The sequence below is a fragment of the Amycolatopsis sp. lyj-90 genome (assembly GCF_046549035.1).
Lineage (GTDB): Bacteria > Actinomycetota > Actinomycetes > Mycobacteriales > Pseudonocardiaceae > Amycolatopsis.
Map to the genome: position 1 here is coordinate 790681 of NZ_JAJPWP010000004.1, position 22787 is coordinate 813467.

The 22787-nt window shown below is 67.2% G+C and carries 15 protein-coding genes and 2 pseudogenes; 13 read left to right on the top strand and 4 right to left on the bottom strand.

Annotation, left to right across the window (positions count from 1 at the left end; translation table 11 throughout):
* Window positions 1-177 precede the first annotated feature (177 nt).
* The 3 genes from ACLJPX_RS19160 (at window position 178) to ACLJPX_RS19170 (ending at window position 2996) form a co-directional block, all read left to right on the top strand.
* Complete coding sequence (locus ACLJPX_RS19160; RefSeq protein ID WP_410601304.1) at window positions 178-606, top strand: DUF6294 family protein; 429 nt, start codon at window positions 178-180, stop codon at window positions 604-606.
* Window positions 607-1101: 495 nt separating this feature from the next.
* A complete protein-coding gene (locus ACLJPX_RS19165; protein ID WP_410601305.1) occupies window positions 1102-2346 on the top strand; it encodes a 2-isopropylmalate synthase in 1245 nt (414 codons plus the stop codon).
* Window positions 2343-2996 carry a Sua5/YciO/YrdC/YwlC family protein gene (locus tag ACLJPX_RS19170; RefSeq protein ID WP_410601306.1) on the top strand — a complete coding sequence of 218 codons (654 nt, stop codon included), beginning with the start codon at window positions 2343-2345 and terminating at the stop codon, window positions 2994-2996. Before ACLJPX_RS19165 ends, ACLJPX_RS19170 begins: the two co-directional genes overlap by 4 nt.
* Before the next feature lie 13 nt (window positions 2997-3009).
* Here ACLJPX_RS19170 and ACLJPX_RS19175 read toward each other — a convergent pair whose 3' ends face one another.
* Window positions 3010-3600, bottom strand: a complete 591-nt coding sequence (locus ACLJPX_RS19175; RefSeq protein ID WP_410601307.1) for a TetR/AcrR family transcriptional regulator — start codon at window positions 3598-3600, stop codon at window positions 3010-3012.
* A 102-nt stretch (window positions 3601-3702) separates the two neighbouring features.
* Between ACLJPX_RS19175 and ACLJPX_RS19180 the strand changes: the two genes are divergently transcribed.
* Window positions 3703-4392 carry a nitroreductase gene (locus tag ACLJPX_RS19180; protein WP_410601308.1) on the top strand — a complete coding sequence of 230 codons (690 nt, stop codon included), beginning with the start codon at window positions 3703-3705 and terminating at the stop codon, window positions 4390-4392.
* A 71-nt stretch (window positions 4393-4463) separates the two neighbouring features.
* Here ACLJPX_RS19180 and ACLJPX_RS19185 read toward each other — a convergent pair whose 3' ends face one another.
* Window positions 4464-4943 carry a hypothetical protein gene (locus tag ACLJPX_RS19185; protein WP_410601309.1) on the bottom strand — a complete coding sequence of 160 codons (480 nt, stop codon included), beginning with the start codon at window positions 4941-4943 and terminating at the stop codon, window positions 4464-4466.
* 154 nt (window positions 4944-5097) lie between these two features.
* Here ACLJPX_RS19185 and ACLJPX_RS19190 point away from each other — a divergent pair, with 154 nt between their 5' ends.
* The 5 genes from ACLJPX_RS19190 (at window position 5098) to ACLJPX_RS19210 (ending at window position 18589) form a co-directional block, all read left to right on the top strand.
* Entirely contained in the window at window positions 5098-5928 is an 831-nt protein-coding gene (locus ACLJPX_RS19190; RefSeq protein WP_410601310.1) for an ESX secretion-associated protein EspG, read from the top strand.
* Window positions 5929-5981: 53 nt separating this feature from the next.
* Complete coding sequence (locus tag ACLJPX_RS19195) at window positions 5982-7325, top strand: MFS transporter (RefSeq protein WP_410601311.1); 1344 nt, start codon at window positions 5982-5984, stop codon at window positions 7323-7325.
* 130 nt (window positions 7326-7455) lie between these two features.
* Window positions 7456-8364 (top strand): AurF N-oxygenase family protein, encoded by a 909-nt coding sequence (locus ACLJPX_RS19200; protein ID WP_410601312.1) that lies wholly within the window; start codon window positions 7456-7458, stop codon window positions 8362-8364.
* 1 nt (window position 8365) lies between these two features.
* On the top strand, window positions 8366-9871 hold the full coding sequence (locus tag ACLJPX_RS19205) for an FAD-dependent oxidoreductase (protein ID WP_410601313.1): 1506 nt from the start codon (window positions 8366-8368) through the stop codon (window positions 9869-9871).
* Between the two features lie 318 nt (window positions 9872-10189).
* A complete protein-coding gene (locus ACLJPX_RS19210) occupies window positions 10190-18589 on the top strand; it encodes a SpvB/TcaC N-terminal domain-containing protein (RefSeq protein WP_410601314.1) in 8400 nt (2799 codons plus the stop codon).
* Between the two features lie 144 nt (window positions 18590-18733).
* Here the strand turns inward: ACLJPX_RS19210 and ACLJPX_RS19215 are convergent.
* Window positions 18734-18946, bottom strand: a pseudogene (locus ACLJPX_RS19215) (lysine 2,3-aminomutase); the annotation flags it as partial.
* Between ACLJPX_RS19215 and ACLJPX_RS19220 the strand changes: the two are divergent.
* Window positions 18911-19237: a DUF6973 domain-containing protein gene (locus ACLJPX_RS19220; protein ID WP_410601315.1), complete on the top strand. Its 327-nt coding sequence runs from the start codon at window positions 18911-18913 to the stop codon at window positions 19235-19237. The pseudogene ACLJPX_RS19215 and the gene ACLJPX_RS19220 overlap by 36 nt on opposite strands.
* A gap of 81 nt (window positions 19238-19318) precedes the next feature.
* On the opposite strand, the gene ACLJPX_RS19225 is transcribed toward ACLJPX_RS19220, so the two are convergent.
* Window positions 19319-20572 (bottom strand): LuxR C-terminal-related transcriptional regulator, encoded by a 1254-nt coding sequence (locus tag ACLJPX_RS19225; protein ID WP_410601316.1) that lies wholly within the window; start codon window positions 20570-20572, stop codon window positions 19319-19321.
* A gap of 152 nt (window positions 20573-20724) precedes the next feature.
* Here ACLJPX_RS19225 and ACLJPX_RS19230 point away from each other — a divergent pair, with 152 nt between their 5' ends.
* The 3 genes and pseudogenes from ACLJPX_RS19230 to ACLJPX_RS19240 form a co-directional block, all read left to right on the top strand.
* Window positions 20725-21810: an S-(hydroxymethyl)mycothiol dehydrogenase gene (locus ACLJPX_RS19230; RefSeq protein ID WP_410601317.1), complete on the top strand. Its 1086-nt coding sequence runs from the start codon at window positions 20725-20727 to the stop codon at window positions 21808-21810.
* Window positions 21807-22439, top strand: coding sequence for an MBL fold metallo-hydrolase (locus ACLJPX_RS19235; protein ID WP_410601318.1), 633 nt, complete (start codon window positions 21807-21809; stop codon window positions 22437-22439). Before ACLJPX_RS19230 ends, ACLJPX_RS19235 begins: the two co-directional genes overlap by 4 nt.
* A gap of 62 nt (window positions 22440-22501) precedes the next feature.
* Window positions 22502-22787 (top strand): annotated as a pseudogene (locus ACLJPX_RS19240) (alpha/beta hydrolase); the annotation flags it as partial.

Genomic DNA, 22787 nt, shown 5'->3' on the forward strand with positions numbered 1-22787 from the left:
GCCGTCGCCGATTGTCTTGCCGCTCAGCGGATCCGCACTATCGGCGTCCCCTGTGGTCGCGCGTAAGTGATCGCTTCGGCGACCTCCGGAAAGTTAGCGTCGACTTCCGGTCTTTCGCGATCGGCAGGAATTCGACCACCACCGGAGAGAGACATCATGATGACAAAAAAGCGTCGCATGGCGACCATTTTGACAATTCTCGTACTGGGGATCGGCAGTGTCTTCGCCGCACCCGCGTCGGCCGGAACCGCGTCGTCGACCACCGCGCAGGCCACGTGCACCGGGTCCAGCTCGTGCTGGTTCACCTGGGGCCGCATCACGGCGGGGGACTGCACGCTGGACGGCGCGAAATGGACGCTGTTCCCGAACGGCAGTGCCTCGTTCGAGGCGAGGCTCGTCAGCAGCGACAGCAACGACGCCTGGCTGATGTGGGTGAACCTGCTGGACAGTGCCGGTGTCGTGCTGGGACCCATCCACCACGGCGGTGACCCGAAGTTCGTCAAGGGCACGGTCAAGAACCAATGGCACTGGTGGTTCGACGCCGGGTCGTTCGACGCCCGGTTCTACGACCGGATCAACGGTATGCGGATGACCAGTCACTGCTAGCCGCCCGGGCGCGTGTGGTCTGCCGGACCACACACGCCCGGTGCCGTGCGGTGACTCAGATGGGTTCGGGGGCGCGACTGGGATCCCGTTCGGGCACATTCGCTTCGACACGCTCCATCAGCAGCGCGAACGACATGACCAGCAGCGGGATCACCAGCACCATCCACATGATCCTTCAGGTACCCGGATCAGTCGTCGGGCAATCGCTCCCATCGGTTGTTTCGCTCCGGCGGGCGTCGGGAGGACGGGAATCGCCCGATCGACTGACGTCCACGCCAGACTCGACGCCAGCACTACGGCGCCATCACGCAGCGCTGAGCACGACTCCATCTTCCGGCGGGATTCTCGTCGAGTCACTCGCAGGGAAATCACACTGCGTCGCCAAAACAGCGTCTGCCAGCCACGCGCTGTGAGCATCGGCACTTTGACGTGGTCCTCTCCGGCCCAGTTCACTTTGTCTTCGCTCCGGGAACACATCCGGACTGCCGGGGGAGGATGAGCACGACGGTGGGTACGCCGGATCTGGTCAGGGAGTCCGCGCTGGGCGGGCGGTTGGTGTTGTGGGAGGAGTCGGCCCGCGACGGTGCCCAGGGCAAAACCCTGATGAGCGCGGACTTTCGCGTGCGGCTGGCTCGAGAGCAGGGCTTGGTGTTCGGTGGTGACGGGCCGAGGCACGTGGTGTTCGCGGCCGGCTTCCCCGCGGTGTGCGCGGAAGAGTTCGCCGCCACTCGCCGAGTCGCGCTGGAAGCGGCCGGATCCGTGAGCCCCGCCGCGGTCTGCCGCGCCACCCTCGATGATGTCCGGCAGGCCTGCGACGCGGTACGGGGTGCGCCGAACGCGCGGGTGATGATCGTGGTGCCCGCGTCCGACGAGATGGCCGACGCGATGGTGCACCGCCCCGCGATCGAAGCACTGACCGACGCCGTCGCGCTGGTGCGCGCCGTGCGCGACGGCGATAGCGGCGTCATCCCGGACGTGTGTTTCGCCGATGCGCCCCGCGCCGATCTCGACGTGATGGCCGAAGCGGCGAACACCTTGTCCGCAGCGGGCGCCGGGGTGATCGTCGTCGCCGACACCACCGGCGATCTGCTCACCGAGCGCTGCGGCGCACTGTTCCAGGGCCTGCTCGAGCGGGTAGGCGAGGACGTCGTCCTGGCGTCACACCTGCACAACGACCTGGGTCTCGGCCTGGCGAACACCCTGGCAGCGGTCCGGGCCGGGGTCCGGGTCGTGTCGAGCTCGTGGCTGGGCGTCGCAGAGCGCAGTGGCATGGTCGCCACCGAACAGATCTTGTTCCTGCTCGCCCAGCGCACCGCCGAACTGCTGGGCGAGGCCGACCTCTGGCACACCGCGCCCGACCTGACCAGGATTCCCGCGATCGCCCGCTCGGTGTCGGCGGAGACCGGCCTGCCGCTGACCGTGACCACGCCGATCGTCGGCACCGGGGTCGGCACGATCTCCACCGGCACGCCGTTCGTGCGGCCGGAAACGTTCCAGCCCTACGACCCCGCGATTCTGGGCATCGAGCCGGCCGTCGTGCTGACCCACCTCGCCAGCGCCCGGGTCCTGCGCGCGGTCGGCGAACTCGCGGGGCTGGTACTCGACCGCGCGGAGACGGCGGCCGCCTTGGCATGGGTGAAGGCGGAAGCGTTCCGCCGCAACGAAGCCGTCATCCCGGTCGAGAGCCTGGTCGGGTTCGTGGACGCGTTCCGCGCGACCGCGCCGGTGGCGGCGACGTGACGCCGTCGATCGCGGAGTCGGCTGCGGCCGCCGACGCGCTGCGAGCGGGCTCGGCCGTCGTGTTTCCCAACCCGTACCCGTTGACCTCCGTGGTCGCCGCGACCTCGCCCGATGTCGTCAATACCGCCAAAGGCCGCCCGGCGGACCAGGCCGTCGCGCTGTGGCTGGTCGACGACGAGCCTTGGACCGAGTTCGCCGACGCACTCCACCTCGACAACGCCACCCGTGACCTCGCCCGTGCCCTCCTGGTGAAGGAGCGGCTGACGCTGTTGCTGCCCTTGATGGCCGACCGGGTGCCGGACTGGGCGTCGCCGGCCACCCGCGACGGCCATGCCCTCGTATTCGGCTCCTGCTGGGATCCGCTGCGCCCGATCCTCACCGGCATCGGGCACCTGCACGTCAGCAGCGCCAACCGGACCGGGCACCCGCCTGCGGCGTCTCCCGCCGAGGCGCGCGCGATGTTCCCGCCGGAAGTCCACGTTCTCGATGCCACCGACGACTCGTCCGTCGCCGGGCGCGCGGCGACCACCACTCTGCGCGTGAGCCGGAACCACGGGCTGGCGCATACCCGTCCTGGTGCTCAGGACCGCACATACAGCGGGCCAGAGGCGTACCTCGCACGCTTGCGTGCCGTCTACGGCGCGACCTGAAACCTCGACGGCCTCAAGAAGAGGGCAGAGCGCGCTCGAGGAGGATCTCCGCCGCCGCCCGTCCATGCCTGCCGTAGTCGGCGTCGTTCAGCACCATGGCTCGGCTGGCGGCCCCGTCCGCGAGGATCACCAACTGCTCGGCGAGTCCGCCGGGGTCGCGGCAGCCCAGCTCCGTCACCAGCGCGGTGACGAGCTGCACCATCCGCAGTTTCTGCTCGCGGGCGTAGGAGTGAACCGCGCTCTCCACGTCGGGGAACTCCGCGGCGGCATCGATGAACGGGCATCCGCGTACCGGAGACCTGGTCGCCGAGGGCTGGCTGAACAGCCCGAGGATCCGCTCCCGTGCGGGAACGTCTTCGCGGGTCAAGCCGCTTTCCAGGGTCGCACCCGACGACGCGAGGTCCTGCAGGTGTGCGATGACCAGGTCGCTCTTGGTTCGAAAGTGCACGTAAAGCGTGCGCTTGGAGACCGGCGCTTCTTCGGCGACCTGTTCCATGCCGGTCGCGTTGATTCCCTGAGTCGCGAACAACCGGGCGGCCGCGGCCAGGATGCGCTCCCGGCCGCCACGTCCCTGTCGTCGGGCTGCCGTAGGTGTTGTTCCCATCGGGTAAGTATACGCCTGTGTTTACTTAGGCGGACCGGGTTGCTAGGGTCGGCTCATAAGTAAACACAAACGTTTACCTAAGTTGTCGTTGAGGAGTGTTCCATGAGCGTGTCGGTCCCTGTCGAGCTGAAGGACAGCGCGGAGAAGCTGATCGGCGGTCGTCACGCGACGCGCGCTTTCCGTCCTGAAGCCGTGCCAGAGGACACCTTGCGTGCGATCTTCTCGCTGGCCGGTGCCGCGCCGTCCAATTCCAACGCGCAGCCATGGCAGGTGGAGGTGGTGAGCGGCGCGGCGCGTGAGCGGCTGGCGAATGCCTTGCAGGCGGCCCACGCCGAGAAGCGCATCTCGGTGGACTTCCCGTACTCCGAGGACATGTATTCGGAAGTGCATCACGCGCGTCGGGCCGTGTTCGGCGCGGAGCTGTACGGGGCGTTGGGCATAGCCTCGGACGACTCGGCGGCGCGTGCGGCCTATGACGCGGAGAGTCTGCGTTTCTACGGCTCGCCGCATGCCGCGTTCCTGTTCGTCACCGGTGACGGCGGGCCGCGACTGGCGGCGGACGTCGGTGCCTACATGCAGACGTTGCTCCTGGCGATGACCGCGTACGGCGTGGCCAGCTGTCCGCAGGGCTTGCTGAGCTTCTACGCCGACACTGTCCGCGGGGAACTCGGTGTCACTGCGGGAAAGCTGCTCCTGGGCATCTCCTTCGGCTACGCCGACGAGACCGCGCCGGTGAACCAGGTGACGACCGGGCGGGCTGCGCTCGAGGCGACCACGGCATTTCACGCCTAGTGACCGGGTCGTGGGTGGCAAAGAGAGTTCTAACCCTCTTTGCCACCCACGATCCCCGTTGCAAAGCGTACTCAGCGCCGGTAGTGGACCTCACCACGCAGGGCAGGTGACGTCGGGCTGCCGCAGCGCTGTTCGAACGTCGCGTCGAGGGCGACGAGTCCCTCCGCGCCGCGTTCGATGTGGTCGATCGTGAACGTCGAATAGTCGTCGACGCAGCCCAGGCCGTTGGAGACGGCCAGGATATGCGCGCCGCCGACGTGGTCGTAGGTGCCGGCCTGGAGGTTTCCGGACGGCGCGGTGAAGTCGAGCGCGATGTAGTCGAATCCATGGTCGGTCTCGGCGGCCATCCGCAGGGTCGCGCCGCTCTCCCAGAACCGCACCTCGTTCTCCGGCGAGGCGGTCCAATGACCGCTTCTGCCGTCGACCGGATGTGCACCCTGTTCGGCGGTGAAGTCGAGACTCGCGACGGGCTCGGCGGCCGCGGCCGGCGCGAACGCGGTGGCCAGGCCGGCGGTGACGGCGAGCGTGGTGAAGGCATGACTGAACTTCATGGAACCCCCAAGGTCAGCCGCTCTCCGCGGAGCGGTCCTCACCGATACTGGCGGGATTTTCGGTGCCTGCCACGAGTAGAACTACTCAACACGGGCCGGATAACATGCTCCGAACCGGGTTCGCCCCGGAGAGCAGGCAGGCGGGAGCTTCGAGGTGATCCGCAGTTCGGTGACGATGGCACTTCCCGCCCTTCCTGCGCTGGTCTACGAAGTGTTGTGGGAACGGCTCCGCCTCGGGCCCATGCCGTCGCCACTCGTGGTGCGCCGCCACGGCGGTGACGAGTCGGAGCGAGAAGAATGCCGTGCCCGCGCACATCGATGGCTGACCTCCAACAGCCTCGGAGACGCGGACAATCTCGACGGCGATCTGCTGCAGGCCTTGCGGGCGATGGACGACCGCGATCTCGCGCTGTCCGTGCGCTACAGCGACTCCGCCGGTCAGGTGTCGATCGGCTGTTTTCCTCAGCCCACCGGCCGGGCGCTGCGCGTGGTTCTGCGGGACGAGACCGTGGAACTGGGATGGATGAACGCGAAGAAGATGGCGGAAGGCATGCTGGAAGCCGTGCCCGATGCCCAGCCGGGAACCGGGCGGCCTCTCCGGGTGAGCGAACTCGCTCTCACCCGGTCGCGCCGGGCGTGGCGGCGATCAGGGCTGCTCAGCGCCGGCAAGCGATCTTTGATCGAGCACGGGGTGGCCCCTGACGGCGCCGAGTGGTTCCTGCGTGTTCTGGCGAGGGCGAGGGCGACCGGTCAGGTGAGTGCGGCGCGACCGGGAGTCGCCGGGAAAGCACTGACGGCCGTCCGCCCATTGTCCTTTGTGGATAGTTCCGATGGCCGGTACGTCGTCATGCGCAGCTACGGATCGGTCACGCTGATGCCTGCCGACGATGCGACGTTGACGGCCCGGATCAAAGGGCTCGCAGACGACGACTTCATCGAGAGCCGGTATGCGCGCGAAACAGGTGCGTTCAGCCACCCATGGTGAGCCAGTATCCGTCTGCCGCACGCTGACCGATCGTCGTTCCGAGGAGAGCGAAAATGCCCGACCTGCCCACCCCGGACGAGGTGACCGTTGCCAAGCCGGCGGGGGTGAGCCGTTCGGCGTTCCGGCGTGTGCTGGCGGGCAGCACCGCCGGGGCCGTACTGGAGTGGTACGACTTCGCCCTCTACGGCATCCTCGCCGCGACCGTGCTCGGGCCGCTGTTCTTCCCCGGTGGTAACGCCGTCGCGCAGCTACTGCTGGCTCTGGCCACCCAGGGGCTGGGGTTCGTCGCGCGGCCGATCGGAGGCATCGTCTTCGGCCATCTCGGCGACCGCCTCGGCCGTAAACCCATGCTGGTCGTGACGTTCCTGCTGCTCGGCCTGTCCACGTCGGCCATCGGGCTGCTGCCCACGTACGCGCAGGCGGGGATCGGGGCGACGATCTCGCTCGTCGTCCTGCGCCTGATCCAGGGCTTCGCGCTCGGTGGCGAGTTCGGTGCCGCCGTGCTGATGGTGAGTGAGTACGGAAGCCCCCGCCGCCGGGGGTTCTGGTCCGCCTGGCCACAGGCGGGCGCACCGCTCGGCACGGTACTGGCGACCGGGGTCGTGGGGTTGCTGACGATCGCGCTGCCCAGCGGGCAGTTCGAGCACTGGGGCTGGCGCATCGGGTTCCTGCTCGCCGTTCCCTTGCTGGTCATCGGCTTCTGGATCCGCCGTCGCATCGACGAATCGCCCGTGTTCCGGCAGGCGCGGTCACGCGCCGACTCCGCCGCGGCCGAACGGTCGCGGTCGAGCATCCTGGAAACGCTCGCTCACCCGGGACCGGTCCTGCGCGGCCTCGGCGTGCGACTGGGCGAGAACGTCGCATTCTACGTCTACACCGTCTTCGTGGTGGCTTATGCCACGACTTCGTTCGGGTACACCAAATCCGACGTCCTTCTCGCGGTGACCGTCGGATCCCTGCTGCAGTTCGCGGGAATGCTGGCGGGCGGCCACTGGTCGGATGTGGTCGGACGGCGAATCGCGATGCTGGTTCCCGCCGCGGGACTGGCGATCTGGGCGCCGTTGTTCTTCCTGATGGTCCAATCGGACAGCCTGCCGCTGCTCTATGTCGGCGTTGGCGTCGGCGCGGCGCTGCACGGGCTCCTCGCCGGTCCGGAGGCCGCCTGGATCGCGGAACTCTTCCCGACCGAGCGCCGCTTCGCCGGAGCCTCCCTGGTCTTCCAGGGCTCGTCGATCATCGCCGGCGCGCCGGCGCCCTTCATCGCGGTCTGGCTCGTCGAGAACCACGGCACCACCGCCGTCGTGCTGTATCTGGTCGCCACCATCGCGGTCACCCTGGTCGCCCTGCTTTTCAGTGCCGAGACCAAGGGGACCGACTTCGGCGCCGAGCCGGTCTAGCTCCAGAACCGCCTCATGACACCGGCCCCACGCGCCTGGCCACGCGACCATTTAGGTGTTACCTTAGGTAACAGTGAATCGCGGTAACATGTAGCCGCGCGCAGCTGTCGACGTCGTCAGGGAGGTCCGAATGACCAGCACCGATGTGCCGCGCACGGCCGAGGCCGGTCGCCGCGAGACCGCGCAGCGGCTTCTCGATTCGGCCGCGATGCTGTCCTACGACCCGGCCACCGAGGTGGACTGGGAGACGCCGCTGGACAAGGACTTCCACGGCGCGAGCCCGGAGTGGAGCACCCTCTACGGTACTAGCTACTGGGCCGAGATGAGCCCGGAGCAGCAGAAGGAACTCACGCGGCAGGAAGCCGCTTCGGTCGCGAGCACCGGTATCTGGTTCGAGATGATTCTCCAGCAGATGGTGCTGCGCGATTTCTATGCCAAGGACCCGACCGACCCGGCCTTCCAGTGGGCGCTGACCGAGATCGCCGACGAATGCCGCCACTCGATCATGTTCGCCCGCGGCGCCGCGAAACTCGGCGCGCCCCCGTATCGACCGCGCCGGCTCGCCGTCGAGCTCGGCCGGGTCTTCAAGGCGACGGCGACCGGTGAAGCCGCGTACGCGGCGATCCTCGTCGCCGAAGAAGTCCTCGACGTGATGCAGCGCGACTGGATGCGCGACGAGCGCGTGGTTCCGTTCGTGCGCACCATCAACAACATCCACGTGGTCGAAGAGTCCCGGCACATGAAGTTCGCCAGGGACGAGACCCGTGAGCAGCTGGAGGGCGCGGGCCCCGTGCGCCGCCGGATCAACGCGCTGGTCATCGCGATCGCGTCGTACTTCATCGTCAGCAGCATGGTCAACCGCGACGTCTACAAGAACGCGGGACTCGACACCGCGCGCGCGTTGCGCGAGGCGAAGGCCAACGAGCACCACAAGTCGATGATGCGCTCCAGTTGCGCCGGTCTGATGGAGTTCCTGGGCTCGTGCGGTCTGCTCACCCGCCCCGCGCTGGTGTTCTACAAGCGGGCGAACCTGATCTGAGATGGCCTTCGCGATCACCCAGACCTGCTGCAGCGACGCCACCTGCGTGTCGGTCTGCCCGGTCAACTGCATCCATCCGACGCCGGACGAGCCGGACTTCGGCACCACCGAGATGCTCTACGTCGACCCGGCGTCGTGCATCGATTGCGGAGCCTGCGCGGACGCCTGCCCGGTGGACGCGATCTTCCCGGCGGATCTGCTGACCGGGCCACTCCAGGTCTACGCGGGCATCAACGCGGAGTACTTTGCGGGTCGCGAGGTCTTGTCCTCGGCGGACCCGGCGCCGAACTTCCACCGCTGGAGCCCGCCGACATTCGACAGGGCCATTCCGAGCGACTTCGCGCCGCCGGACATCGCCGTCGTCGGCTCCGGCCCGGCCGGTATGTACGCCGTCGAGGACCTGCTCCTGCACACGAACGCGCGGGTCACCCTGATCGACCGGCTGCCGGTCGCGGGCGGGCTCGTCCGCTACGGCGTCGCCCCGGACCACCCCGCCACGAAACGGATCGGCGAGACGTTCTCGCGGCTGCACGAGCACCCGAGGCTGCGGCTGCTCCTGGGCACCGAGGTCGGCCGGGACGTCACCGTCGACGAACTGGCCGGGCGCCACGACGCCGTCGTCTACGCGGTCGGCGCCTCGTCCGCGCGGAGCCTCGGTCTGGACGGCGAGGAACTGCCCGGCAGTATCGCCGCGACCACGGTGGTCGCCTGGTACAACGGTCATCCGGACGTCCCCGCGGACGCGGTGGACCTGTCCGCGGAACGCGTCGTGCTGGTCGGCACCGGCAACGTCGCCCTCGACGTGGCCCGGATCCTCACCGCCGACCCGGACACCCTGGCCGGCACCACGATCGCCCCGCACGCGCTGGAACGCTTGCGCACCAGCAAGATCCGGGAAGTCGTCCTGCTCGCCCGGCGAGGACCGGAGGACGCCGCCTACTCCACCCAGGAACTGCTCGCGCTCGCCGGGCGCGCCGACGTGCCACTCGTCGTCGACGACGCGGACCCGCGCACCACAGCCGCGATCGACGCGGGCACCGGCAAGGCGAAACTGCTGCGCGAACTCGGCCGCGAGACCGTCGACTGGACCGCGCCGCCGGACGCGGATCGACGCCGCATCGTCCTGCGTTTCCACTCCGCTCCCACGGAAATCATCGGGGACGGGCAGGTGCGCGGCCTGCGCGTCACGAGCGCGGACGGGCAGGCCGAGATCGCCACCGGCCAGATCGTGCGCGCCGTCGGATACCACGGCGTCCCCGTGCCGGGCCTTCCTTTCGACGACAGCCGCGGCACGATCCCGAACACCGCCGGCCGCGTCGACGGACGCCTCGGCGCCTACGTGGTCGGCTGGATCAAACGCGGTCCTTCGGGCGGGATCGGCGCGAACCGCACCTGCGCGAAGGAGACCGTGGGGACCCTGCTGGGCGACATCACCTCCGGCAAGCTTCCCGTCCGGACGAGGCGCTCGCCGATCGCCGCGCTGGCCGCGCGATTCCGCGGCCGCTGACCGGATTGCCTGTGGGCCTTCGCTCGGATGAGCGTGGCTGTCTGGTCGGGTCGCAGGCGATTCCTGTGCGAAAACGGGCGTTTCATCGAAATTTCATGAGCCGTCGATAGCGTCACCGGAGATCGAAGTCTCGTCTTTTGCAGGGATTATGCGCTGATCCCGGCGGGGGAAGTTCGCCCGAACGCACTAGTTCGTTTCGACTATTCGATCGAATGTCTTCGTCAGACGCGTCACCGTTCGATCCCGCGCGCGACAAAAAATGTCGCTCGCCGCCGGGACCAGATAGTCGAATCCATTGATCCAGAGGGGGTCGGGGGCATGTCTGCCTTCGCGTGGGCTCGTCCGGTTCGTCATCGCCACAAGGCCGTGGTGGTCGTTCTGTTACTGGCGTTGGTGGCGATGGCCGTCCCGAGTGCGGGCCCGCCTGCCTCGGTGCGTGAGGCGGGGCTGGCTTCGGGTGCGGACGGGGCGGTGGCGGCTCCCGAGCATCCGGAGGGAACGGCGTTCGATCCGAATCAGATCAAGGACATCAAGGCGGCCGATCCGGGGGCCGGGGTGAACCTGATCGGGCCACCGACGGCGAACTCCATGGGCGATGCCCGGATGTCGTATCCGCTGGAGGTACCCAAGGGGAGAGCGGGCCTCGAGCCGAAACTGGCGGTGTCGTACAGCTCCGGAGGTGCGAACGGCTGGTTGGGCGTCGGGTGGGACGTCTCCGTGCCGTCCATCTCGGTGGACACCCGTTGGGGGGTGCCGCGCTTTGACGCCGGGCTGGAGACCGAGACCTATGTGCTGGGCGGTGAGCAGTTGACGCCGGTGGCCCATCGAGGTGCGTTGCAGGCCCGGACGGCGGAGAAGGTGTTCCACGCGAGGGTGGAGAGCCGGTTCGATCGGATCGTGCGCCACGGGGACAAGCCCGCGAACTACTGGTGGGAGGTCACTGACAAGTCGGGCACCCGCACGGTGTTCGGCGGTGCGGAGAACACCATGTTGACCGATGCCTCGGGTCGGGTGGCGACGTGGGCGGCGCGCGAAGTCCGTGACACCAACGACAACGTGCTGCGCTATCACTACGCCCGGGTGGAAGACGGCGGCACCGCGAAGTCGACGGTGCCGGGCAGCAACCTGTATCCGCGGCGGATCACCTACACCGGCCACGGTGCGACCGAGGGCAAATACTCGGTGACGTTCCTGCGGGACCGCGACCGGGGTGAGCCGCGCCGCGGCGATGTGCAGATCGACGCTCGTGGCGGGTTCAAGAAGGTGACCGCGGACCTGCTGCGGCGGGTGGAGGTCAAACTGGACGACCAGCTGATCCGGGCCTACGAGCTGAACTACCGGGCAGGCGCGTTCGCGAAGACGTTGCTGGCGTCGGTGTCTCAGTTCGGCGAGGACAACAAGCTGTTCAACACCCACTCGTTCGACTATTTCGACGAGGTGCGTGACCAGGCGGGCAACTACACCGGGTTCGCCGACGCCGCCGGTTGGTCGGTCCCGGACGACGATCTGGGCGTGAACATCCGTGAAGGTGAGGCGAGTGCGATCTCGGCGAACACCTCCGTCGGGTTCGGTGCGCACCTGTTCGCCGGCTACAACGTGCAGGGGCTGCCGGTCAAGCAGGGTGGCGTCGGGCTGAAGGTCGGGTTCAACGCCGGCCAGTCCGACGGCCTGTCGGCGCTGGTGGACGTGAACGGCGACAACCTGCCGGACAAGGTCTTCCGCAAGAACAACGACGTGTATTACCGCCCCAATCTGAGCTCACCGGGGGGTGAGCCGAAGTTCGGTGACACGCCGACCAGGTTGCGCGACCTCCCCGGGATCTCGACCGAGCGGACGCTGTCGGGCACGATCGGTGTCGAGGCGTTCGTCGTCGCTATCGCCGCGCAGCTGGACTTCGTGGGGACCACGACCACGTCGGATCGGTTCTTCAGCGACGTCAACGGCGACGGCATCACCGACCTGGTCAACAACGGCGGCGTGCTGTTCGGCTACCTGGACGCCAACGGGCAGCCCGCCTACAGCGCGGATTCCACCCGCACCCCGGTGCCGGTCGGCGGGGGCGAGGTGACCGGCGAGATCGTCGGTGACCAGACCGCGCAGTTCAACCAGCAGGTCGACAACTCCCCGCTGTTGGACTCGGTGCGCCGCTGGGTCGCGCCGTTCGACGGCACCGTCCGCGTCGACGGCCGCGTGCAACTGACCGCGGACCCCTCGCCTGCGCGCGCCGCGTACACCAAAGCCGACGGTGTGCGGGTCACCATTCAGGCCAAGGACACCGAACTCTGGGCGCAACGAATCGGCCCGGACGACCACACCGAGTTCACCCCGGCCAATGTGTCGGCCATCGCGGTGAAGAAGGGCGAGGCGCTCTACTTCCGCACACAGTCCATTCTGGACGGGAAGTACGACACGGTGGCGTGGGATCCGGCGATCAGCTACACCGACCTGGCGGCCGGCACGGACGTGAACGGGCTGGCGAACACGGTGTTCCGTGCGTCGGCCGACTTCACGCTCGGCGGCCGCTCGTCGCAGGTGATGGTGCCGGTGACCGGCAAGCTTCAGCTGACCGGTGACGTGGTCAAGAGCAAGGCGACCTCGGACGACGTGACCGTCGTGATCACGAAGGGCAACGGGGTGCACGCTCCGGCGGAGGTGTATCGCAAGGTTCTGCCCGCTGACTCGACCGGGACCACCAAGATCGACATGAGCCTCCCGGTCAGCCAGTTCGAGAAGATGTCATGGCACATCAAGACCGACTCCTCGATCGACGTGTCCGCGGTGTCCTGGGTACCGAAGGCGCACTACACGGAGGCGCCGGGCGTGGAGTCGCTGGTCGACGACAAGGGCCAGCCGTCCCTGGTGATCAGCCCGCCGTTCGACGTGGACATGTACCCCGCCGACACCCTCGCGGCGCCGCAGCAGACCTACAAGGTGACCAAGACCGGCAAGCTGCGGGTCCGGCCGAACGTGAGGCTCAACTTCGGCCTGACCGGGGCGACCAAGATCGCGTTCACCATCAAGAAACGCGGCGGGCAGCTGCTGGGCAAGCGGGTCGTCGACATCGTCAACGGGCAGTACGGCTCGCCCGGCCAGGATCTGGACGTGGTCGTCCCGGTCACCCAAGGCGACGAGCTGTATTTCGACCACTCCACCACGGATTCCAACCTGTTCGGCTTGGTCGCCGAACAGTCCGCGAAGGTCACCTACGACCTCTCGTCCCCGTGGCCGACGTTCAGCCCGGCGCCGAGCGCGGCACACGGCTCCGCCCAGCAGGGTGCGTTCCCGCAGCCCTATCGCGGCTGGGGTGTGATCGGCTACCAGGCCAACCGCGACCGGGCCACCCAGCCCATCAAGCAGGCCGAACTCGCGATCGACCAGAGCTTCAAGAACGCCCTTCCCAAGGAACCGAAGGAAGCCGATATCCCGGGGTTCGCCGCGAACCCCCGGATCGCCATGCCCCGGCTGGCGATCTTCGCGCCGAACCCGGCCAAGGGCGGCTGGGCCGCGCAGGACGAGTCGTCCTGGTTCACCGGCACCATGGCGACCAGTTCCCGGCTCGGCGCGGACACCATCGACGTGGTCACCGACGCCGATGTCGCCGGTGACCGCACGGTGATGCGTCGCGGCGTGACCGGTCAGGTGTCCGGCACGCTGTCCGCCGGTCCGTTCGGGGGCACTGTCGTCGGTGGGATCACCGCGGGTTCCGTCGACTACGTCGACCTCAACGGCGACCGCTTTCCCGATGTCGTCGGCGCCAAGGAGATCCAGTTCACCGATGCCAACGGCGGGCTCGGCGCTCGACGCGGCACACTCGGCGGCAACGTCCGCGAGTCCGACACCTTGTCCGGCAACGTGTCCTTCTCCTCAGGCAGTGAGTCGGCCACCCTTGCCAGCGCACAGGGCCTGGCCGCTCCGGAGGCCGGGAGCAGCAACAACACCGCCACCTCCGGCCCGGTCCAACCGGCACTCGGGATCGGCGGCAGCGTCGGCGGCGGCGAGTCCGACACCCGCGTCGACCTCGTCGACATCAACGGCGACGGTCTACCGGACAAGGTCTTCGCCAACGGCGACGCCCAACTCAACCTCGGCTACAGCTTCGCCGCCAAGGAACCCTGGTCGGCGGGGCCGATCAACGACGCGTCAACTCGCAACCTCGGCGTCAACCTCGGTTTCAACGTCGACAACTACGGCTTCGCCGGGGGACTGTCCGCCGAACTGGGCACTTCGATCACCAACGCGAGCATGCTCGACGTCAACGGCGACGGTCTCACCGACCGCGTCTTCACCGATGGCGCCAATCCGATCAAGGTGGCCATCAACACCGGCACCGGTTTCACCGCGCCCACTCCGTTCCGCGGCAGCTTCGCCGACATCGCCGTGGACAAGAACGCCACGCTCGGTGCGGGCGTCTACTTCACGTTCCCCATCCCCACCCCGGTCGGGACGTTCGTGTTCAACCCCGGTGCCAACGTCTCCACCGGCATCGGCCGCGCCGAGCTCGGCCTGCGTGACATCAACGGCGACGGCCTGGCCGACCACGTCAAATCCACCCGCGACAACGAACTGCTGGTCGCGGTCAACAAAACCGGCCGTACGAACCTGCTCCGCGCGGTGACGCGGCCGTTGGGCGGGAAGATCGATCTGGACTACACCCGTACCGGTAACACTCAGGCGATGCCCGAGTCCCACTGGGTGCTGTCCCGCACCAGCGTGTCCGACGGCCATCGCGGCGATGGTGCCGACACCCAGCTCGCCACCTATCGCTACGAACAGGGGAAGTACGACCGGCTCGAACGCGAGTTCCACGGCTTCGGCAAGGTCGTCACCGAACAGCGCGACCCCGGTGCCGCCGATGCCCTCTATCGCTCGACCACCGACGAATACCGCACCGATGGTCCGTATACCCGCGGGTTGCTGGCCCGCACCCTCTCCTCCGACGGTGCGGGACGGCCCTTCACCGAAACCGTCAACACCTATCAGACACGCGACACCGCGCCGGGCAGCGTGTTCGTAGGTTTGTCCCGGGTGGACAAGCGCTTCTACGAAGGTGCCGAGATACCTGGCAAGTCCACCTACACCGAAATGTCGTATGACGACTTCGGCAACCTGATCCGCACGTTCGACGCAGCCGACGAGGGCACCGCCGACGACGTCGAGACCACCTACGGCTACACCGCGTCCGACCCGGCCTGCCGGTCGCGCAACCTCGTCGGAACCGCCAACCTGCACAAACAGCGCGGCACCAACGGCGGCGCCGTGTCGCGGCACAGCGAATCCACAGTGGACTGTGTGACCGGCACGGTCCGGCAAGTCCGTGCGTACCTCACCGACACCACCTCGGCCGACATCGACCTGGAGTATTTCCCGGACGGGAACCTGAAATCGGTCACCAAGCCCGCCAACCAGACCGGTCAGCGGTCCCGGCTGGACTACGGCTACGACACCGTCGTCGGCGTCCACATCGAATCCATCACCGACAACTTCGGGCTGCGGTCGGGCGCGACACACAACCTGAAGTACGGGCAACCGGACCGCACCACCGACCAGAACGGCCAGCAGGTGCTGCGCTCCTACGACAGCGTGGGCCGGTTGGACACGGTCACGGGGCCGTACGAGATCGGATCGGGCAAAGCCACGATCGACTTCGACTACCACCCCGAAGCCACCGTTCCCTATGCCACCACGCGTCACCTCGACCGTGATGCCACCGGAGTCCGCGAGGACACCATCGACACCGTCACCTTCACCGACGGTCTCAAGCGCGTCCTGCAGACGAAGAAGGACGCGTCGGTCGCGAACAATCCCGGTGACACCCCCGAACAGGTCATGACGGTGTCCGGGCGGACGAAGTTCGACTTCCTCGGCCGCGTGGTGGAGACGTACCACCCCGTGACGGAGCCCAAGGGCGACGGCAACACCACGTTCAATGCCGCCTTCGACACCGTGGCGCCCACCCGGGCCTGGTTCGACGTGCTGGACCGGCCGGTCAAGACGGTCGCACCGGACGAGGTCACGACCGCCATGGCCTATGGTTTCGGCCCCGACCGCGCCGGTGTCGCCCGGTTCGAAACCATCGCGACCGACGGCAACGGCAAACAGAAACGCAGCTACACCGACCTGCGGGAGAAGACCACCGCGGTCAAGGAGTTCAACCCGGCAGGTGGACAGCCGGTGATCTGGACCAGCTACGGCCACGACGCGCTCGGGCAGATCACCACCGTGGTCGACGACAAGAACAACACCACCCGCTCCGAGTACGACTCCCTCGGCCGCCGCACTGCGCTCGACAGCCCCGACGCGGGCCGCACCGAGACCCGCTTCGACCTGGCGGGCAACCCGACGGCGAAGATCACCGCGAGCGGCAAGCAGGTCGAGTACGACTACGACCACAGCCGCCTCACCGCGGTTCGTTACCCGACCTTCCCGGCCAACAACGTCACCTACACCCACGGCGCACCCGGCGCACCGGACAACGCCGCCGGGCGGATCACCGAGATCCGCGACGCGGCCGGGACCCTCACCCGCGGTTATGGCCCGTTGGGCGAGACCACCCGGGAAACCCGCACCATCAAGATCGCCGGGCAGGCGGACCGCGGTTACACCACCGGATGGCGCTTCGACGCGTTCAACCGCGTCCTCCAGATGACCTACCCGGACGGCGAGGTCCTCCGCTACGACTACGACAGCGGTGGCGAGGTCACCCGCGCCACCGGGGCCAAGAACGGCACCGACTACATCTACCTCGGTCGCCTCGACTACGACAAGTTCGGCCAGAAGGTGCTCCAGCAGGCCGGTAACGGGGTGCGCACCACCTACACCTACGACCAGGCCGACCGCAGGCTCGCCACCCTGAAGTCGAAGACGCCGGGTGCCACCGAGTTCCAGAACCTCGGCTATACCTACGACAAGGTCGGCAATATCTCGAAGCTGACCAACAGCACGGCACAGAACCCGACGATCGGTGGTCCGAGCAGCCAGACCTTCGGCTACGACGACCTGTACCAGCTCACCTCCGCCAGCGGCCAGTACACGACCAAGAGCAACCAGCAGGACAAGTACACCCTGGCGCTGGGCTACGACTCCATCCACAACACCACCACCAAAACCCAGCACCACGAGATCACCGGCACGCCCACTCAAGCGGCGTCGCTGAACCGCGGGCCTAGTCCTGTGTCGCCGGTCGGTGGCGGCGGAGGGAGCCCGGTGTCGCTGGGCCCGCTGACGGTCGGACCGATCGAGCCGGTCGAGGACCCGACCAACCCTGCCGGGGTCCAGGACAAGACCAGCTACGACTACAAGTACGACTACGGCAGCGGAAAACCGCACGCACCGAGCAAGGTCGGCCCGACCGACCAGGCCTACGACGCGAGCGGCAACCTCACCGACACGGTGAACACCGAGTCCGAGGGCAAACGACGTCAGTACGTTTGGGACGAGGAGAACCGGCTCGCCTGCAACCAGGACACCGCCACGGCGACGGTCCCTCAAACACCAGCGGGTTGCGCCGACCCCACTGTCGGCTACACCTACGACGCGGCCGGCGAGCGCGTCGTCAAACGGGGCGACGGCGTGTCGCTCTACCCCAACCGCGGCTACAGCGAACGTAACGGCACCGGGTTCAAGCACATCTTCATCGGCGACAGCCGCCTCACCACGAAGACCGTCGCCGCCGGCCCCGAAAACGCCCAGTCCTACTTCCACGCCGACCATCTCGGCTCGTCCGGCTACGTCACCGACAAGCAGGGCAACGTCACGGAACACCTCGAGTACATGCCCTTTGGTGAGACTTGGGTGGAGGAGCAAACCGGCCAAAGCGGTACGCCGTACAAGTTCACCGGCAAGGAACTCGACGAAGAAACCGGGCTTTACTACCACGGCGCCCGCTACTACAACCCGAGAACGCAACTCTGGGCCAGTGCGGATCCAGCACTGCCTGACTACCTCGATTCAAACCTCGCGGGCGGCATCACCAACCCACGCAACTTGGCCACCCACACCTATGCCCACAGCAATCCGGTGAAGTTGACCGACCCCACGGGAAAAAGTCCCCGAAGTGGGCCGCTTGGCACCGACGACATGGCGATGCTGCAGAAGCAGTTTCCGTTGTTCAGTGGGCCCGCGAGATTCAAGTACGAAGTCGGCATTCCTAGGCTCGGAAAAAAATCCATAGAGTTGAGCCATAAGGAAAGTGATCTATTTTGGGGCCTTGACGGTGCCGACCAGATAACGTTTGCCCAGATCAAGGTTGAGGCTCAAACCCGCGCAGCCGAACTCTTCGGCGGCTCCTATGGCGGCGAGGACGCGCTGCCGGACGGGACGATCGGCAACGCGTTTCAACATGTGTACTGGAGTGCCCTACTGACAGTGCACTTCGGTGGGGACAGGGCGAAGCAGTTCACTGACGCCCATGAGATGTACGCCGGGAACGGCAGTCCGAAAAATGCCAATCTTCAATGGATGGACCTGTATAACAACGCGGTAGGCCGGACCATTGGCAGTATGTTCAGCCTCGATCAGATAAGAAAAATTGAATCCGCTGGAGAGAATTACAGCTATTACTACGACTTCACGCCCATCGTCAATGCGGTCAAGGGGGCAATCTACGCGGGCAATGCTGTCATGTTGATCGACCCGGGCGACCCCATGCGTGGGCTCCAGTGGACAGGCGCGGCGCCTAGCCCATGCACGCGAACATCAGGACAAAGCACGCCATGCTGAACCTGAGCGGTAAGTTTCGATGAACGCTGATCGCCTCGCCAGGCGCCTGCGAACGTCATTGGAGTGATCAGTCGAGACCCTCTCTGCGCCCGTCGGAGGCGACGGACACAGAGAGGGTCTCGGCAGCTCGCTCAGCACGTCCGTTCAGGACGTACGCGGCTGCTCGCGCCGCCAGCGCTGGCCGGCTTCGGGCAGTGTCGAGATCGGGTCGTAGTACGGGTAGCGGCGCTGCAAGGCTTCGGGGTCTTCGTGCTCGATCCCGGTCCGGTAGTTCTTGGTCCAGTAGGAGATGCCGAGTTCGCGGTCGTAGTCGGCGAGTTGATGCACCCACCGCTTCCCGACGTAGGGGACGTCGCAGCGGAAGAGGCTAAAGCGTTAACCGACGCGCACGAAGACTACGCGGGCAACCCGGAGGGCCATAAGCTTATGGACCTGCACAACAACTGGATTGGCCGGACGATTGGCTCGATGTTCGAGCCACAGGATTTGACTCGCCTTTCCGCCAGGAAGGATCCTGTCGAGGTGCGTGACTACACGCCACTTCGTGATGCGGTCAAGGCTGCAGTCGACATCGGAAGAACGGTCATGATGATCAATCCGACGAAAGGGGGTACCAGTCCACTCCGGTGGACGGGAACCAATCGGTGATCCTGCGAAAGTGAGGCTTTCGTCCTTTGCCCGGAGGGGTGGTCGAAATTCCCTTCGGGCCAGGATGAAAGACTCACTGAATCAAGCCAATCCGACTATCCCGGCGCTCAAAGCCAAGGCAGCGGCTTCGCCACGCGAGGCGACGTCCAACTTCTTCAGCAAACCGGTGACATGGAACTTGACCGTGCTTTCGGTGATGCCGAGTGCGTCGGCGATGGCCTTGTTGCGCCGCCCTTGGGCGACCAGGCGCAGCACTTCGAGTTCGCGGCGGTTGAGAGTCGTCGGCAGTGCCTCCTCGGTCCGGCCGGCCGGTGGCTGGAAGGGAAGGCTGATCGTCACGTGGCTACCCCAGCCTGGAACGGCATCGATCTCGATGGTGGCGCCGAGGGTTTTCGCGCGCCCCTCGAGTTGCAGGCGCAGGCTGGTGCCGTCGAGGGTGCCCGACTCCTGATCGCGGACGTCGGCGTGCAGCGCGGTGCTGTCGCTGGACCACGCGATCCGGAGCCGGTTCAGGTCGGGCTGGCTGGTGAAGGTCAGCACCGCCGTGCAGGTCATCGCGCGGGCGGCGTGGGCGATTTCGCCTGGTATCGCCCGGTCGTTCTTCGCCGGGGCGACGAATTCCAGTTCCGCGTCGTGGTGACGCAGCATTTGCCGGATCTCCCGGCGCAGCCTGCCGAACGCCGTGTGCACGGGTTCTACGGATTGAGCGAGGTCGGTCTTCTGGGCCGATCGGAGGGCGACGAGCGCGGCCGAGGTGGAGTCGGTCGCGGCGAGGCGGGCGCGGTGGTCGTCCAGCCGGGTGGACCGCAGCGTGGTGAGGATCGTGGCGAGGGCGGTTTCGTGTGCCGCGGCCATTTCGGCGATCGTCCGAGCGCGTTCACTGGAAGCCGCGCGGGATTCGGCGAGGTAATCGGGGCTGGCCTGGCTGACTTGCTGACTGATCGACGTCGCGACGATGCCGAAAAGCTCTCCCAGCAGCACCGGCTGGGTGAATCGGGCCCGGGCCGACCGGGGGACGAGCACGAGGAGGGTGCCGACCGAGTCCTGCAGTGCCCAGACCGTCCGGGTGGTGCCGCCGAACGTGGCCGTCGTGGTCAACTGGTGGCCGGGCGGCACGGCCGACTTGAGCGCTTCCAGTTCGACGATGGTGACCTTGTCGGTGATCGCCTTGGTTCCGGTGACCTTGCGAGGCCTGCCAGTGCACTCCCGGGTGAAGATGGCGAGGGCCTGGTGTGGCCAGCTGTCGGCGAGTAACCGCGAGAACCGGTCGGCGATCTCACGTAGCGGGCCTTCGACGACTTCGCGCAGGGCGGTCAGATCGGCGGGGTCCGACACCCGGTCAGCCTAACTCGCGGGCGCCCTGGTCGAAAGGCGGGCATTTCCTCGACTGACGACCAGGTCGCCTGAAGGCACTTGGCGGCTTAGTCTTGCGAGAAGCATGCGTTGGTGCGCATGCCTGTGTCGTCGAGCAGCGAAGGAAACAAGGAATGCCCCAGCAGGTGCGCGGAGTGATCGCTCGTTCCCGGAACGCTCCGGTGGAGCTGACGGACATCGTGATCCCGGACCCGGGCCCCGGCGAGGTCGTCGTTTCGATCGCGGCCTGCGGGGTCTGTCACACCGACCTGACCTATCGCGATGGCGGCATCAACGACGAGTTCCCGTTCCTGCTCGGCCATGAGGCCGCGGGCACCGTGGAAAGTGTCGGCGCCGGCGTGGATTCGGTGCGGCCGGGGGATTTCGTCGTGCTCAACTGGCGTGCGGTGTGCGGACAGTGCCGGGCGTGCAAGCGTGGCCGGCCGCAATACTGCTTCGACACTTTCAACGCGACGCAGAAGATGACGCTGACCGACGGCACCGAGCTGACCCCGGCTCTGGGCATCGGGGCGTTCGCGGACAAGACGCTCGTCCACGCCGGACAGTGCACGAAGGTCGATCCCGCAGCGGACCCGGCCGTCGCGGGTCTGCTCGGCTGCGGCGTGATGGCCGGTCTTGGCGCCGCGGTCAACACCGGCGGTGTCGGCCGCGGGGACTCGGTGGCGGTGATCGGCTGCGGGGGAGTGGGTGACGCCGCCATCGTCGGGGCCCGGCTGGCCGGGGCGGGCACGATCATCGCGGTCGACCGGGACGAACGGAAGCTCGTCTGGGCCCGTGAGCTCGGCGCGACCCACACCGTCAATGCCTCCGACATCGACACGGTGGCCGCGATCCAAGAGCTGACCGGAGGTTTCGGCGCGGACGTCGTCATCGACGCGGTCGGCCGCCCGGAGACGTGGAAGACGGCTTTCTACGCGCGTGACCTGGCGGGCACGGTGGTCCTGGTCGGCGTCCCGACGCCGGACATGCGCCTGGAGATGCCGCTGATCGACTTCTTCTCCCGCGGTGGGTCGTTGAAGTCGTCCTGGTACGGAGATTGCCTGCCGGAGCGGGACTTCCCGATGCTGATCGACCTCCAGCTGCAGGGTCGATTGCCGTTGGAGCGGTTCGTGACCGAGCGGATCACTTTGGACGGTGTCGAGAAGGCCTTCGATGCCATGCACGCCGGAGAGGTGCTGCGTTCGGTGGTGATCCTGTGAGCGGCGAACTGCGGATCGAACGCGTCGTCACCGCCGGAGTCTTCGAACTCGACGGCGGAACGTGGGACGTCGACAACAACGTCTGGCTCGTCGGGGACGACGACGAGGTCGTGGTCGTGGACGCCGCGCACGACGAGAAGACCATCACCGAGGCGGTGGGCGGCCGCGACGTCGTCGCCATCGTGTGCACCCACGGGCACAACGACCACGTCACCGTCGCCCCGCGACTGAGTGAGAACCTCCATGCCCCGGCCGTGTTGCATCCGGGAGATCAGAAGCTGTGGGAGATGACCCACCCCGGCCGCCGGTTCCGGCCTACCGAGGACAAGGCGCGGATCGCCGTCGCGGGCACGGAACTCGAGGTCATCCACACACCGGGCCACTCACCCGGCTCGATCTGCCTGCACTTGCCCGAGGCCAAGGCGCTGTTTTCCGGCGACACGCTCTTTTCGGGTGGTCCCGGTGCGACAGGCCGCTCGTTTTCCGACTTTCCGACGATCATCTCTTCGATCAGAGAACGGCTCTTCGTCTTGCCCGAGGACACGAAGGTCCACACCGGACACGGCGACCACACCACCATCGGCACCGAGGCTCCGCACCTGGCCGAATGGATCGCCCGCGGACACTGAGAAGCCCGGAGTCAGGCGTCGGGGTCTTCGACGAACTCACTGTCCGTCGTTTTCCCGCGCGCGTGTCCGGTCTCGTTGTCGTGGGCTCGGCGTGGAACACCGGTCCGCTCACGGCGGTGGAGCGGTTTTCGCTGAAACTCGCCGCTCCGGCGCTCGCCCTCATTCCCGCCTCGCGGCTGCCGGGGCTTATGGCGAGGGCTTCGGCCGTGACTCCGGAAGGGATCGCCGAGTCCGAGGCGACGTTCGCGAACATGCCCAAGGAGGTCTTTCTCGATGTGTGGCGGGCCACCGTGTCGTTCGTCGCCCCGGAACCGGGCTATCGCACTCCCGTGCCGTTGGGCCTCGTTC

What these genes read in the sequence shown, in the direction of transcription:
- ACLJPX_RS19160 (WP_410601304.1), top strand. Translation starts at nt 178, where the DNA reads ATGGCGACCATTTTGACAATTCTCGTACTGGGGATCGGCAGTGTCTTC.
- ACLJPX_RS19165 (WP_410601305.1), top strand. Translation starts at nt 1,102, where the DNA reads ATGAGCACGACGGTGGGTACGCCGGATCTGGTCAGGGAGTCCGCGCTG.
- ACLJPX_RS19175 (WP_410601307.1), bottom strand. Translation starts at nt 3,600, where the DNA reads ATGGGAACAACACCTACGGCAGCCCGACGACAGGGACGTGGCGGCCGG.
- ACLJPX_RS19180 (WP_410601308.1), top strand. Translation starts at nt 3,703, where the DNA reads ATGAGCGTGTCGGTCCCTGTCGAGCTGAAGGACAGCGCGGAGAAGCTG.
- ACLJPX_RS19185 (WP_410601309.1), bottom strand. Translation starts at nt 4,943, where the DNA reads ATGAAGTTCAGTCATGCCTTCACCACGCTCGCCGTCACCGCCGGCCTG.
- ACLJPX_RS19195 (WP_410601311.1), top strand. Translation starts at nt 5,982, where the DNA reads ATGCCCGACCTGCCCACCCCGGACGAGGTGACCGTTGCCAAGCCGGCG.
- ACLJPX_RS19200 (WP_410601312.1), top strand. Translation starts at nt 7,456, where the DNA reads ATGACCAGCACCGATGTGCCGCGCACGGCCGAGGCCGGTCGCCGCGAG.
- ACLJPX_RS19205 (WP_410601313.1), top strand. Translation starts at nt 8,366, where the DNA reads ATGGCCTTCGCGATCACCCAGACCTGCTGCAGCGACGCCACCTGCGTG.
- ACLJPX_RS19210 (WP_410601314.1), top strand. Translation starts at nt 10,190, where the DNA reads ATGTCTGCCTTCGCGTGGGCTCGTCCGGTTCGTCATCGCCACAAGGCC.
- ACLJPX_RS19220 (WP_410601315.1), top strand. Translation starts at nt 18,911, where the DNA reads ATGCACCCACCGCTTCCCGACGTAGGGGACGTCGCAGCGGAAGAGGCT.
- ACLJPX_RS19230 (WP_410601317.1), top strand. Translation starts at nt 20,725, where the DNA reads ATGCCCCAGCAGGTGCGCGGAGTGATCGCTCGTTCCCGGAACGCTCCG.